The organism is Pseudomonas sp. RAC1, assembly GCF_030658255.1.
Lineage (GTDB): Bacteria > Pseudomonadota > Gammaproteobacteria > Pseudomonadales > Pseudomonadaceae > Aquipseudomonas > Aquipseudomonas boreofloridensis.
This window is the reverse complement of sequence record NZ_JAUTXS020000037.1, coordinates 11,469-25,324: the sequence shown is the minus strand read 5'-3', so window position 1 is coordinate 25,324 and position 13,856 is coordinate 11,469. Positions and strand designations below refer to the sequence as shown.

Annotated in this window: 5 protein-coding genes; all 5 read left to right on the top strand. The window is 66.6% G+C overall.

What is annotated here, in order from left to right:
* Positions 1-63 precede the first annotated feature (63 nt).
* The 5 genes from Q7C30_RS15870 to Q7C30_RS15850 all read left to right on the top strand — a co-directional run bounded on the left by Q7C30_RS15870 (position 64) and on the right by Q7C30_RS15850 (position 13,708).
* On the top strand, positions 64-1,392 hold the full coding sequence (locus tag Q7C30_RS15870; protein ID WP_317872077.1) for an HDOD domain-containing protein: 1,329 nt from the start codon (positions 64-66) through the stop codon (positions 1,390-1,392).
* 203 nt (positions 1,393-1,595) lie between these two features.
* Positions 1,596-3,350 (top strand): ShlB/FhaC/HecB family hemolysin secretion/activation protein, encoded by a 1,755-nt coding sequence (locus Q7C30_RS15865; RefSeq protein WP_295481248.1) that lies wholly within the window; start codon positions 1,596-1,598, stop codon positions 3,348-3,350.
* 9 nt (positions 3,351-3,359) lie between these two features.
* Positions 3,360-3,878 (top strand): toxin-activating lysine-acyltransferase, encoded by a 519-nt coding sequence (locus tag Q7C30_RS15860; RefSeq protein ID WP_029614153.1) that lies wholly within the window; start codon positions 3,360-3,362, stop codon positions 3,876-3,878.
* 21 nt (positions 3,879-3,899) lie between these two features.
* On the top strand, positions 3,900-12,827 hold the full coding sequence (locus Q7C30_RS15855) for a hemagglutinin repeat-containing protein (protein WP_317872076.1): 8,928 nt from the start codon (positions 3,900-3,902) through the stop codon (positions 12,825-12,827).
* Complete coding sequence (locus Q7C30_RS15850) at positions 12,827-13,708, top strand: PoNe immunity protein domain-containing protein (RefSeq protein ID WP_317872075.1); 882 nt, start codon at positions 12,827-12,829, stop codon at positions 13,706-13,708. Before Q7C30_RS15855 ends, Q7C30_RS15850 begins: the two co-directional genes overlap by 1 nt.
* The last annotated feature ends 148 nt before the right edge of the window (positions 13,709-13,856 follow it).

Genomic DNA, 13,856 nt, shown 5'->3' with positions numbered 1-13,856 from the left:
TGTCCAGAGGATGTTTCCGGAAGCTGCGAAGGATCGTGCGTCACTGATTGCCAGGAGTTGCCCATGAATGCTGCAGATCCCCTTCCACCGCGCGTGCTGATCGCCGAAAGCGACCCCTGGGTTCGCGACATGCTGCGCGAGATGCTGCTGAGCGTGCGCTGCGACGCGCGCCTGGAAGTCTGCGCCGACGGCTCCCAGGCGCTGAACGCCTTGTCCAGCAAGCCCGACCTGATCATCGCCGCCCGCGAGCTGGTGGGCCTCGATGGCCTCGATCTGCTGCGCAGGGTGCGTGGCCGGCGCGAACAGGCCGCGCTGCCATTCATTCTCATGAGCGAGCGCAACGACAGCGCCAGCGTCAAGGAAGCGCTGCCACTGCACCCTACCGCCTACCTGAGCAAGCCGCTGAACCTGGACAACCTGCGCAAGCGTCTGGAAAACCTGCTGCTGGAAGTGGGCGAGCAGATCGCCTGCCCGGTGCCGCCGCTGCAGCCCGGCGCTCGCCTGCCGGCGTTCCTCGAGCAACGCCGCGCCAGCGCCGACGGCGGTCCGCTGCTCGCGGACGTGCAGGCGGCGGTCAAGCGTGCACTGAGCCCGCAGGGCCTGGACCTGCGCGTGCTGGAGGAAGACATCCGCACTGATCCGCAGATCACCGCCGTGCTCATCGCCGCCGCCAACAGCGCCGCCCTGCACCGCGAGAAACCGGTGCAGACGCTGCTTCAGGCGCTCAACCAATTGGGCAGCACCCAGAGCATGAACCTGGTGCTGGGGCTGACCCTCAAACGCAGCGCGCGCCTGAGCGATCCGCTGCTGACCCACCACGCGGCGCATTTCTGGAACCTCTCGCTGCGCACCGCCGACTACGGCCGCACCCTGGCGCAACAGCTCGACCTCGACCCGGAGCGCTGCTACTGCGCCGGCCTGCTGCATTGCCTGGGCGATCTGGCGGTGCTGCGCACCTTGCAGGAGTGGCGGCTGGCCGGGGGCGAGCTGGACGAAGATCAGGTGCAACTGTCGCTCAACGAATTCGGCGCGCCGTTCGGCTCGGCCTTGCGCACCCGCTGGCGCCTGCCGCTGGACCTGCGCGAACTGATCGCAGCTATCTACCAATTGGGCGGCGGTGTGTATTCGCGGGAGATCCTGGCGATGAACCTGGCCGGGCAACTGTCGCGCCTGCCGGCTTCGCAGAACAACGCCAAGGTCGCCAGCAGCAAGACCGCGCGCCTGCTCAAGCTCGGCCTGCCGGAGCTCAACCGTCTGCGCGAGCCGCCCGCGGCACCGGCCGTTGGGGCCGTGCCGGACGCGCCTCTGACCGAACAAGCGACCGATTCAGAACCCGCGTCGCAACCGCCAGCGGTGTCGGGCGAGGAGACGGATACGCCCCCCACCGCCTGATCCGCCCAGCACTGATGAACGCACGACGAAATACGCCGTGCGTTTCGCGATCCCGTTCACAGATTCGCGCTTTGTAGGACTATTCCTACGAACGGTCGCAACTTTCCGACTAATTCCCCGTCTCAACGCTCGGCTGACCGCGCTTCATTCCTTCCCTGCACGGCGCCCCTTCTTACCTGATCTTCGGCCCACAAGGATGTGCCATGCTGCCACTCGCCCGTCGTTCGGCGTTGGTTGCGCGCGTCTCGCGCGTCACCGCTGCTCACTGCCTGTCATCCGCCTGGCTATTGCTCGCGGGCCTGCTCGCCACTCAGACGTCCGTGGCGGCCGGTCCCGAAGAAGAACTGCAGCGCCAGCGTGAGCGTGAGCGGGTGCTGCGCGAGCAACTCGATACCCGCCCCGACGTGCGCCTGGAAGCGGCGCCTGCCGAGGGCGCCACCGGGCGCCTGCCGCAAAACGAAACCCCGTGCTTTCGCATCCAGCAGATCCGCCTGATCGGCGACGCCGCCGAGCAGTTTCAGTGGGCCTTGCGCGCGGCCAACCCCGCGCATGATCCGGCGCTGGGCCAGTGCCTGGGGGCAGGCGGACTGAACCTGACCATGAAGCGCGTGCAGAACGCGATCATCGAGAAAGGCTTCGTCACCACCCGCGTGCTCGCCGAAGCCCAGGACCTCAACAGCGGCATCCTGGTCTTGACCCTATTGCCCGGACGCATCGGCCAGATTCGCTTCGACGCCGCCACCAGCAGCCGCGCCAATGCCTGGAACGCGCTGCCGGCCCGGCCTGGCGACCTGCTCAACCTGCGCGACATCGAGCAGGGCCTGGAGAACTTCAAGCGTGTGCCCACCGCCGATGCCGACATCCGCATCGCCCCGGCCAGCGCCCAGGACGCCAAGCCCGGTGAAAGCGATGTGATCATTGCCTGGCGCCAGCGCTTCCCGGCCCGCCTGAGCCTGTCGGTGGACAACAGCGGCAGCAAGACCACCGGCAAGTATCAGGGCGCAGTGGCCTTGTCGCTGGACAACCCGCTGTCGCTCAACGACCTGTTCTACGCCAGCTTCAACCACGACCTGGGCGGCGGCGAGTCCGGCAGCAAGGGCACCAAGGGCCACACCCTGCATTACTCGGTGCCGTTCGGTTATTGGCAGTTGGCCTTCACTACCAGCGAGTACGACTATCACCAGACCGTCGCGGGCGTGAACCAGAACTTCAGCTACCGGGGCGAAAGCCGCAACAACGAGTTGCGCCTGTCGCGCCTGGTGTACCGCGATGCAGTGCGCAAGACCACGCTATGGAGCAGCCTGTGGACGCGCTCGTCGGACAACTTCATCGACGACACGCAGATCGAGCAGCAGCACCGGCGCATGGCCGGCTGGCAGGCCGGTGTCGGTCACCGCGAATTCATCGGCGCCTCCACCCTCGACCTGGGCCTGAGCTATCGACGCGGCACCGGCGCGCACGGCGCCCTGGCCGCGCCCGAAGAAGCCTTCGGCGATGGCAGCGCGCGCGCCAAGATCATCCTCGCCGACGCCCAACTGCAAGTGCCGTTCACCGTCCAGGACCAGCGCCTGCGCTACATCGGCGCCTGGCGTGCACAGTGGAACCGTACCGAACTGGTGCCCCAGGACCGCTTCACCATCGGCACCCGCTACTCGGTGCGCGGCTTCGATGGCGAGAACATTCTCTCCGGCGACCGTGGCTGGACCCTGAGCAACGAACTGGGCCTGGCCTTGGGCAACAGCGGCCAGGAAGCCTACGCCGGTATCGACTATGGCGAGGTGGGGGGCAACGCCGCCGACTACCTGGTGGGTCGCCGCCTGGCCGGCGCAGTGGTCGGCGTGCGCGGCGGCTACCGCAACCTGACCTACGACTGGTCATGGGGCACGCCGCTGAAAAAACCTGACGGCTTCGACACCGCCCACTTCACCAGCGCCTTCACGGTCGCCCTGTCGTTCTGAGGTCACGCCATGCGTCTGGACACGTTCGAGATCACCGCCCCGGCCGTCTTTGACGAGCCGTGGAACGAGGCCACGGTGCTGGGTTGCGCCACCTGGTTGTGGATGCAGTCCGAGGCGCATCGCGATGCGCCGCTGCACACCCTGTCGAGCCTGCTGCTGCCGGCGCTCAAGCAGCGCCAGTTCGTGCTCGGCAGCGAGCACGGCAAACCCGTGTTCTACCTGTCGTGGCTGAGCCTGAGCGAGGAGGCCGAACGGCGCTACCTGACCCGCTCCCCGGTGGAAATGGACCCGGACGACTGGCACAGCGGCGAGCGCCTCTGGGTCAACGACTGGATCGCCCCGTTTGGCCACACGGCGGTGCTCAGCCGCCTGCTGCTCAGCCGCGTGTTTCCCGACCGCTGCGCCCGTGCGCTGTATCACAAGGGCGAGCAGCGCGGTTTGAAGATCAAGACATTTCACGGCATCGGCGTGATCCCCGAACAGGCGCGCGCCTGGTTCGCCGCTCATCCACTGGCCACCGGCGCCTGAGTCGCCAGCAAAGGGACTTGCATGAACAAGCATCTGCACCGCGTCATCTTCAACAAGGCCCGTGGCCTGCTCATGGTCGTGGCCGAGAACGTCAGCTGCCAGGGCAAGGCGCCGGGCACTCGTGAGGCCGCCAGTCACGCCGACGCGTCGTGCGTGGTCACCCTCGGCGGCCTGCGCTTCGCGCTGATGGGCGCGCTGGGGCTGATCAGCCTCGGCGTGGCACCGGCCTGGGCCAACGGTATCGTCGCCGACCCCGGCGCGCCCGGCGGGCAACGGCCGATGGTCATCGAAAGCGCCAACGGCACGCCGCAGGTGAACATCCAGACACCGAGCGCGGCCGGGGTCTCGCGCAACCAGTACAGCCAGTTCGACGTCGACTCGCGCGGCGCCATCCTCAACAACGCCGGCAACAATGCCCAGACCCAGCTCGGTGGCTGGATCGAGGGCAACCCCTACCTGGGCAACGGCAGCGCGCGGGTCATCCTCAACGAGGTCAACGCCAGCAATCCCAGCCAGTTGCGCGGCTATGTCGAGGTGGCCGGACAACGCGCCGAAGTGGTGATCGCCAACCCGGCCGGTATCACGTGCGACGGCTGCGGCTTCATCAACGCCGACCGCTCCACCCTGACCACTGGCCGCGCCCAGCTCGAAGACGGGCGCATCGTCGGCTACCGCGTCGAAGGCGGTACCCTGACCATCACCGGCAAGGGCCTGGATGCCCGCGACAGCGACTACACCGACCTGATCGCCCGAACCGTGCAGGTCAACGCCGGGGTCTGGGCGAACGACCTCAAGGTCACCACCGGTCGCAACCAGGTGAGTGCCGACAACAGCCAGGCCAGCGCCCTGGCCGATGACGGCAGCGCCAAGCCCGAGGTGGCCATCGACGTCGCCGAGCTGGGCGGCATGTATGCCGGCAAGATCAAGCTGGTGGGCACCGAAGCGGGCGTCGGCGTGCGCAACGCCGGGCAGATCGGCGCCATGGCCGGTGAAGTGACCGTCACCGCCGACGGACGACTGATCAACCAGGGTGCCATCAGCAGTGTCGCCGACACCGGTTTGGCTACCGGCGGCGGTGTGGATAACCGTGGCAGCGTCTACGCCAAGGGGGCGGTGCAGGTGAGCACGGCCGGGGCTGTGGATAACACCGGCACCGTGGCGGCCCAAGGCGATGTGCGCATCCAGGCGGCCAAGCTCGACAGCGCCCGCGACGGCCTGCTGGCGGCCGGTGTCGATACGCAAGGTGTATCCAGCGGCAACGCCACCTTGCAGGTCCAGGCGCAGCAGATCGCCGCCAACGGCCAGAACCACGCCAGCGGCGCGGTCGATCTCAAGGCTGGCACGTTGGACCTGCGCCACAGCCAGACCCAAGGCGCCACGCTGGCGCTGAGCGCAGACAAGGGCGACCTGGACCTCAGCGACAGCACCCTCGACAGCCCCGGCGCGTTGCAGGCCAGCACGGGTGGCACGCTGCGCAGCGATCGTGCGCAGGTCAACGTCGGCCAGTTGCAGGTCGATGCGGTCGGCTTGAGCAACCAGGGCGGGGAGCTGGTTCAGACCGGCACTGCCGACAGTCGGATCAAGGTCCGCGACAACCTCGACAACAGTGACGGTCGCATCGCCAGCAGCGCGCGCAACCTCAGCCTCGACAGCAGCACCCTGAACAACCGCCAGGGCAAGGTCGAGCATGCCGGCAGCGGCCAGTTGGACGTACGCGCCCGCGAAATCGACGGCACCGCTGGCACTTTGGCCAGCAATGGTGCGCTGCAGATCAGCGCGCAGAAGGCCGTGCTCGCCCAGGGCCAGGCCCAGGGCCGCCAGGTGACCCTGGACAGCCCTCAGCTCGATACCCGCAACGCCACTGTGATCGCCACCCAGGGCGGCGCCTTGCAGGTGCGCAACGCCACGCAACTGGACAATCGCGGCGGCACGCTGGCCGCAGGCGGCAGCCTGGACATCGCCGCGACCGCAGTGCGCAACGACGGCGGCACCCTCAGCGCAGGTGGCACCCTCGACCTGCGCAGCGACCGTGTGGATAACCTTGCCGGCACCATTGCCGCCACCCAGGCCATGCAGATCATCGCCGGCCAGTTGGACAACACCGGGGGCACCTTGGGCTCGGTCGCCGGCAGCGTGCGCCTGGACGTCACCGACGGCACCCTGCTGAACGCGGGCGGCCGTATCGAAGCCGCAGGCCTGGTCCAGGTCGCGGCCAACGGTGTGGACAACCGCCAGGGCACCCTGAGCGCGGGCCAACTGTCGCTCGACAGCCGCCGGCAGACCTTCGACAACGACGGCGGCACCCTCGACGCCGGCGCCACGCTCGACGTGCGCAGTGGCGAACTGCGCAACAGTGCCGGCCTGATCCAGGCCGGTGGCCGCCTGTTCATCGACACCGGCAGCCAGGCCCTGCACAACGCCAATTCCGGCAGCGACAAAGGCATCGTCGGCCAGGACGCGGTCGAGCTGCGCAGCGGCCACTTGCTCAATGATCGTGGTTTCATCGCCGGTAAAGGCAATGTGCTGTTGGTCGCCCCCGTGCTGGAAAACCGCGGCGAGGTGGTCGGCGAGCGTCAGGTGCAGGTGCAGGGCGAGCAGTTGGACAACCAGGGCGGCAACATGCAGGCCCGCGGCGACCTGCAATTGACGCTGCGCGCCGCACTCGACAACCGCGACGGCCTGCTGCGCAGTGCCGGGCAGCTCAGCGTGCAGACCGCCCAGGTGGACAACCGCGCCACGGCCGTCACCGACAAAGGCATCGAAGCACAATCCCTGCTGCTGCGCGCCGACGCGCTGGACAACCGCGAAGGCGCCCTGCGCGCGGATCAGGCCATCGACCTGGGCCTGGCAGGCACCCTGGACAACGACAAGGGCCTGGTGTCGGCCGGCGGCGAACTGCGCCTGGCCGACCGTGACACGGCGCAGTCGCGGCTGCGGCTGGAAAACGGCAGCGGCACGCTGATCGCTGGGCGTCTGCTGGCGATGAACGTCGCCTATTTCAGTGGCAGCGGCCGGGCGTTGAGCCTGGGCGATCTGCTGCTGCAACAGCAGGGCGACCTGACCCTGGCCGGTCAGGTGCAGGCCAACGGCACGCTGACGCTGGAGGTTGGCGGGCAATTGAACAACAGCGGCAAGCTGCTGGCCGGCAAAGCCCTGAGCCTGCGCGCCGCGCAGTTGGACAACCGCGCCGAGGGCGAGCTGTCGGCGACCCAGGTCGATCTGCGCCTCAGTGGCCAGTTGACCAACCGTGGCCTGATCGACGGCCAGCAGGTGCGCGTGCAGGCCGATGAACTGTTCAACCTCGGCACCGGGCGCGTGTACGGCGACCGCCTGGCCATCACCAGCCGCAGCGTGGTCAACCGCGACGAGCATGATCGCGCGGCCACCATCGCCGCCCGCGAGCAACTCGACATCGGCAGCCAGCAACTGGACAACCGCGAGCAGGCGCTGATCTTCAGTGCTGGCGACCTGGCCATCGGCGGCGCGCTGGACAGCGACGACCATGCCAGCGGCCGCGCCACGCTGCTCAGCAACGCCAGCGCCACCCTCGAAGCCTTGGGCGACCTGCGCCTGGCGGTGGGCGAGCTGCGCAACACCAACGAGCATTTCAGCACCACCGAGGTGCTGGTGAGCACCGAGCAGTTGCGCGAGTACCAGCTCAGCGGCTCGCCGAATCGCTACCGGCCGGACCAGATTTCCGTCTACAACGACGAAGTGGACCACCTCAATACGCCCGAAGGCACCCGCGACAACTTCAACCGCTACGACTACACCCGCAGTGTCAGCGAGACCCGCATCGCCACTTCCGCGCCAGGCCAGATCCTCGCCGGGGGCGACCTGACCTTCAGCGGCGATACGGTGTTCAACGACAAGAGCCGCATCCTCGCCGGTGGCCTGTTGCAGGCTGGCGCGGCGCAGGTGACCAACACCGAAGTGGATGGTCGGCGGGTGACCACCGATGCGGGGACGGCCACCAACTTCTACCGCATCCAGCGCAAAGGGCGCGACCGCCAGGGCACCAACGTCGCGGCTTACCGCCCGGCGCCGCTGATCCAGGACATCGACCTGACGCCGACCGAGTACGGCGAGCACGCCACCATCAACGGCAGCGGCACGCAGATCGCCGGGCGCGACCAGCAGCAGGTCGGCCAGCAGGTGGCCACGGTGGGCGCGGTCGATACCCCGGTCGCCGAGCAGTACCGTGTCGGCGCGGTGGTCTCGGTCAAGCTGGCTGACGGCCAGGGTGTCGCCGACCAGGTGCGCAGCGGTGGGCTGAACCTGGCGCTGCCGAGCAACAGCCTGTTCCAGACCAACCCCGATGCCGTGCGCGGCTATTTGATCGAGAGCGATCCGCGCTTCACCAGCTACCGCAACTGGCTGTCGTCGGACTACATGCTCGACCGCCTGCAGGTCGATCCGGCGCAGACCCAGCAGCGCCTGGGCGATGGCTTCTACGAGCAGAAGCTGATCCGCGAGCAGATCGCCCAGCTCACCGGGCGGCGTTTCCTCGACGGCTTCGCCAACGACGAAGCGCAGTACCGCGCCTTGATCGACAACGCAGTGACCGTCGCCGACACCTGGAACCTGGTGCCAGGCGTGGCCCTGACCGCCGAGCAGATGGCCCAACTGACCAGCGATATCGTCTGGCTGGTGTCGCGCGACGTCACCTTGGCCAACGGCCAGACGCGCCAGGTGCTGGTGCCGCAGGTCTACGTGCGGGTGCGCGACGGCGATCTCGACGGCAACGGCGCCTTGATCGCCGGTCAGCAACTGCGTCTGGACCTCTCCGGCGACCTGCTCAACAGCGGCAGCCTGGGTGGGCGCAGCGTGGTGGCGCTGACCGCCCAGAACATCGACAACCTCGGTGGGCGCATCCAGGGCAACAACGTCGCGCTCAAGACCCGCGACAACCTGAACAACCTCGGCGGCCTGATCGGCGCCACCGACAGCCTGGCGATCGAAGCTGGCCAGGACATCAACGTGCGCTCCCTGACCCGCGACAGCAGCAGCGAGCAAGGCAGTCGCAGCAATGTCTCGCGGGTCGCCGGCCTGTTCGTCAGCGGTGAAGGCGGCGCCATGCGCGTGGCCGCCAGTCGCGACCTCAACCTGCTGGGCGCCCAGGTGGTCAATGCCGGCGCCGGTGGCGTCAGTCAGCTCGAGGCTGGGCGTGACGTCAACCTGAGCACTATCGCCGAGCAGCACCAGCAGGCGATCAACTGGAACGCCAGCAACTGGCGCAACGAGGCCAGTCGCGGCGAAGTGGGCAGCACGGTACAGAGTACCGGCGATCTGCGCATCAAGGCCGGGCAGGACATCGCCGCGCGTGGCGCGACGGTGGCCAGCGACCAGGGCATGGTGATGGCCGAGGCCGGGCGCGACATCAGCCTGAGCGCCGCCGAGCAGTACCAATTCGCCAACGAAGCCCACAAGTTCAAGGGCAAGAGCGGGCTGTTCTCCAGCAAGACCACCACCCTGCGCGACACCGTCAGCCAGACCCAGGCCCAGGGCAGCACCGTCAGCGCCGAGCAGACCTACCTGCAGGCCGGGCGCGATATCGAGGTGCGTGGCAGCGACGTGGTGTCGACCCAGCAGACCGTGCTGGTGGCCGATCGCGATATCGACGTCGAGGCGGCCAGCCAGAGCAGCAGCGAGCGCCATGACAAATCGGTGAAGAAGAGCGGCCTGTTCAGCGGCGGCGGTCTGGCGCTGACCATCGGCACCCAGCAGCAGAGCGTCAAGGACCTCACCACCCGTGAAACCGCGCGCGCCAGCACGGTGGGCAGCACCGAGGGCGATGTGCTGATCGAGGCCGGACGCCAGTATCGTCAGGTTGGCAGCGACGTCATGGCGCCCAAGGGCGACGTGGACATCCTGGCTCAACAGATCGCCATTACCGAGGCTCGGGAAACCACCGACCGCACCCGCGAAACGCTGTTCAAGCAGACCGGCTTCACCGTGACCATCACCAACCCGGTGATCAGTGCGATCCAGACCACCCAGCAGATGCAGCGGGCGGCCAACAAGACCGAGGACGGGCGCATGCAGGTGCTGGCCGCTTCCACGGCCGCGCTGGCGGTGAACAACGCGGCCACGGCGGTGGCGCAGGATCCGGGCGCGGCGGGCGGGGTCAACATCAGCCTGTCGCTGGGCACCAAGAAACAGCAGAGCACCACCGAACAGCACAGCGACACCGCGGCCGGCTCCAAGGTGGTGGCGGGCAACGACGTGCGCCTGCGTGCCACAGGCGCCGGGGCCGACAGCGACATCACGGTGCAGGGCAGCGAGATCCGCGCTGGTCGCGATGCCACGCTGGCCGCCGACGGCGACATCAACCTGCTGGCCGCCCGCAACACCAGCCAGTTGGACAGCGACAGCAAGGGCAGCAGCGCCAGTGTCGGCATCGGCCTGTCGTTGGGCGGCACGCGCAACGGCTTCACCCTGGACGTCGGGGTCAACGGCAACCGTGGCGAGGCCGACGGTGAGACGCTCACCCACCGCAACGCCGTGGTCGAGGCTGGCAACCGCGCCACCCTGGTGTCCGGTGGCGACAGCAACCTGCGCGGTGCGGTGGTCAGCGGGCGGGAAGTGATGGCCGATGTCGGCGGTGACCTGAACATCGAAAGCCTGCAGGACACCGACACCTTCAAGGTCGACGAGAAGAGCATGGGCTTCGGCGTCAGCCTGTGCATTCCGCCGTTCTGCGTGGGCATGAGTTCGATCAGCGGGGCCAGCGCCAACTTCGGCGGTACCGACATGGATTCGGACTTCGCCAGCGTCACCGAGCAGTCCGGGATCAAGGCCGGCGACGGCGGGTTCGACGTCCGCGTGGGCGGCAACACCGACCTCAAGGGCGCGGTGATCGCCAGCAGCGAGCAGGCCGTGGCCGAGGGCCGCAACCGTCTGGTCACCGGCAGCCTGACCAGCAGCGATATCCGCAACAAGGCCGAGTACGACGCCAGCACCTTCAACGTCGGCGGTGGCTTCAACGAGATCGGCAAGGACCAGCAGGGCAACGTGCAGACCGGTGGCAGCATCACGCCAGGCACCGAGATCCCGACCAACGAGCGCGAACTGGGCGCCAGCCTGCCGATCGCCATCAGCGCGAGCGACAGCGCCAGCAGCGTGACCCGCAGCGGCATCAGCGGCGCTTCGATCCTGATCACCGACGAAGCCGCCCAGCGCGAGCGCAGCGGTCAGAGCGCCGAGCAGACCCTGGCGGGCCTGGACCGCGAGGTGTCCAGCGAGCGTGACGGCAGCAATGCACTCAAGCCGATCTTCGACGAAGAGCAGATCCGCTCGGGCTTCGAGATCGTCCAGGCCTTCGCCAACGAGGCCGGTACCTTGCTGGCGAACAAGGCCAAGGAGGTCGATGCCAAGCGCAAAGCCGCCGAAGAGGCCGAGGCCCAAGCGGACAAGGCCGCAGACCCCACCGCCGCGCTGGCCTTGCGCACCCGTGCGCAAAACCTGCGCAACGAAGCCGACGGCATCGCCGGCAACTGGGGCGCCGGCGGCACCTACCGGCAGATCACCACGGCGTTGGTGGCGGCCGCCAGCGGCAATATCAGCGCCAGCAACGGCGCCTTCCTCCAGGGCATGGTGGTCAACTACGTGCAGCAGCAGGGCGCTGGCTACATCGGCGACCTGGTGGCCAAGGGCACCTTGGTCGAAGGCACCCCGCTGCACGCCGCACTGCATGGCATCCTGGCCTGCGCCGGTGCTGCCGCCAGCAGCCAGAGCTGCGGCAGCGGGGCCGCTGGCGCGGCGGCGTCGAGCCTGCTGACCGGGCTGTTCTCCGAAGCCAGTCCGAACGAGAGCGAACGCGAGCGCGAGGCCAAGCGCAACCTGATCGTCAGCCTGGTCACCGGGCTCGCCGCCACCTCGAACCTGGACGCCGCCACGGCCACTGCGGCGGCCTCCGGGGCTGTGGATAACAACTGGTTGGCGACGCAGCAGTTGGTGCAGGCCAGGAAGGAACTGAAGGAGGCCGATGGGCGTATTGCCGAGCTGAAAGTGCTGGGCAAGTGGGCCTACATCAGCAAGAAGCAGGACCTGTTGACCCAGAGCGGTATCGGCGCTGGCCTGGTGGGCGCTGGCTTCGACGATATCAAGGGCCTGGCCCAGTTCGTCATGCACCCGATCCAGGGGCTGCAAGGCATGAAGCAACTGATCGACGATCCGGCAGCGCGCCAGCAGTTTGGCGACGATGTGATCGCCGCCCTGGACCAGAAGATCGACCGCATGGCCGAGGCGCTGGAGAAGGGCGGGGATGAAAAGGCTTTCGAGTTGGGGCGTGACCTGGGTGAATTGGTGTGGCAGGTGGGCAGCGTTGTTACTGGGGTCGGTGGTGTCGCCAAAGGTGGAGTCAAGCTAGCGAATGTCGGCATCAAATTGGCGACCAATAGCCTGGAAAACATGGCGGGTCTTGGGCGCTTCGAAAAGCTGCTCGCAAAAGGTGGGCAATTCAACCCGAATGGGACGCCCATCATGGACTTCCGCTCCCTGACTAATGCGCAGAAAAGTATTATTGGCGACCTGATGGGGGGTGAGCGGATCCAGCAGGCAGTCCCGGGTGCTCAGAAAATTGGTCGCGCACCAGACATTGGGCAGACGGGTATTGATGATTTGTACAAGGTCAACAAACCTGGTGTGGATTATCTGATCGTTGAGTATAAGTTTGGCGCCTCGACGTTGAAAAACACTCGTGATGGGATGCAGATGAGTGATAGTTGGTTGCAGGGTGGTAACACGAACTACAACCGCATATTAGAGTCCGTGAACGGCAACGCGCGAGTTGCTGACGGCATCAACGACGCCTTGAGGGCAGGGCGTGTGGAGAAATGGCTTGTGCACACTGATCCGTTCGGTAGAGTCAGTGTAGGGGTGTTGGATAAAGCGGGTAGATACGTTCCCGATCCTGTCGCCACGTCGAAATTACTGGGGAGCAAATGATGGTGCGGTCACCTTTGGGCGGTCAGGACTACTGGCAGGAGTGGGTGGCTTATAGCGAAGAATATCTTCTCAAGGCCAGGGCAAACGTCGATACCCCTCCTGGCGACCCCAGCTATGAGCCACAGTACCTTTTCACATTGATGCAGAAGCACTTGCATCAGATGCTGAGACTCTATTCAGCGGGAAATGCAGTGGCGCAAATGACCGCCTACTTTCCCGGCTTGCTCGACGCCTGGGACCGCTCCAAGCGACTGGGGGCTGAGCAGTGGAACGAGGATGAGCAGTACACGCGCAACGCCTGGCGGGTTAATTACGACCACTACATCGTTTGCTTCTGGCTGGTCGGCTTGGCATTGGCTCTGGAAATACCAGACCAGCAGTGGGAGCAATTGCTCACACTCGTAGGGAATGAGGGCGAAGACCATCTGTTGGACCGAATCATCGCCTCCCGCTCCCCGCAACGGCGTATAGGTGATGTGCTGCTTTATCCCAAACCCTATGCCCGCTTGCTCAAGGCGATTGATGACCAGCCTGACCAACGAGCGTCTGCATTGTTGGATTTCGTTCAACATTGGTATGGCGAAGTCGGTGCAGGGGCGCGCTCAGGTGTGGGTAAGCAGGCAACGGCATTCAAGCACCCTTATTGGTACCGCTACGGCGATGAAAACTTTGAGGGGGGAGCCTATTTCGGCCGCTGGTGCGTGGAGGCAGTTGCAGCGGTGAAGGCGTTTGGACTCGACGACAGGCTATGTCTAGGGCAGGAGCACTATCCCCAAGCGTTGCTCCACCCCGAGCCGCTGCCAGCGCAGCAGAGCCTGGAAGCGCAACCCGAGGAGCGTCGAGGATTCTGGTCGCGGTTATTCAATCGGAAGTCAGGGTAAGGCTCGTGGTGACGATCAGCACATAGAGCGCTGACTGTTTTTAGGCGTGTCGGTTTTGTTGTGTGCGGGGCTTTATCGTAGCCAATCGAGATTCTGGACTCGGGCCGTAAATCGTCGAAGGACACGTGCCCATGACCGCTATCAGGAG

Excerpts from the sequence above, each read along its gene's own strand:
- Q7C30_RS15870 (WP_317872077.1), top strand. The coding sequence starts at position 64 with ATGAATGCTGCAGATCCCCTTCCACCGCGCGTGCTGATCGCCGAAAGC.
- Q7C30_RS15865 (WP_295481248.1), top strand. The coding sequence starts at position 1,596 with ATGCTGCCACTCGCCCGTCGTTCGGCGTTGGTTGCGCGCGTCTCGCGC.
- Q7C30_RS15860 (WP_029614153.1), top strand. The coding sequence starts at position 3,360 with ATGCGTCTGGACACGTTCGAGATCACCGCCCCGGCCGTCTTTGACGAG.
- Q7C30_RS15855 (WP_317872076.1), top strand. The coding sequence starts at position 3,900 with ATGAACAAGCATCTGCACCGCGTCATCTTCAACAAGGCCCGTGGCCTG.
- Q7C30_RS15850 (WP_317872075.1), top strand. The coding sequence starts at position 12,827 with ATGGTGCGGTCACCTTTGGGCGGTCAGGACTACTGGCAGGAGTGGGTG.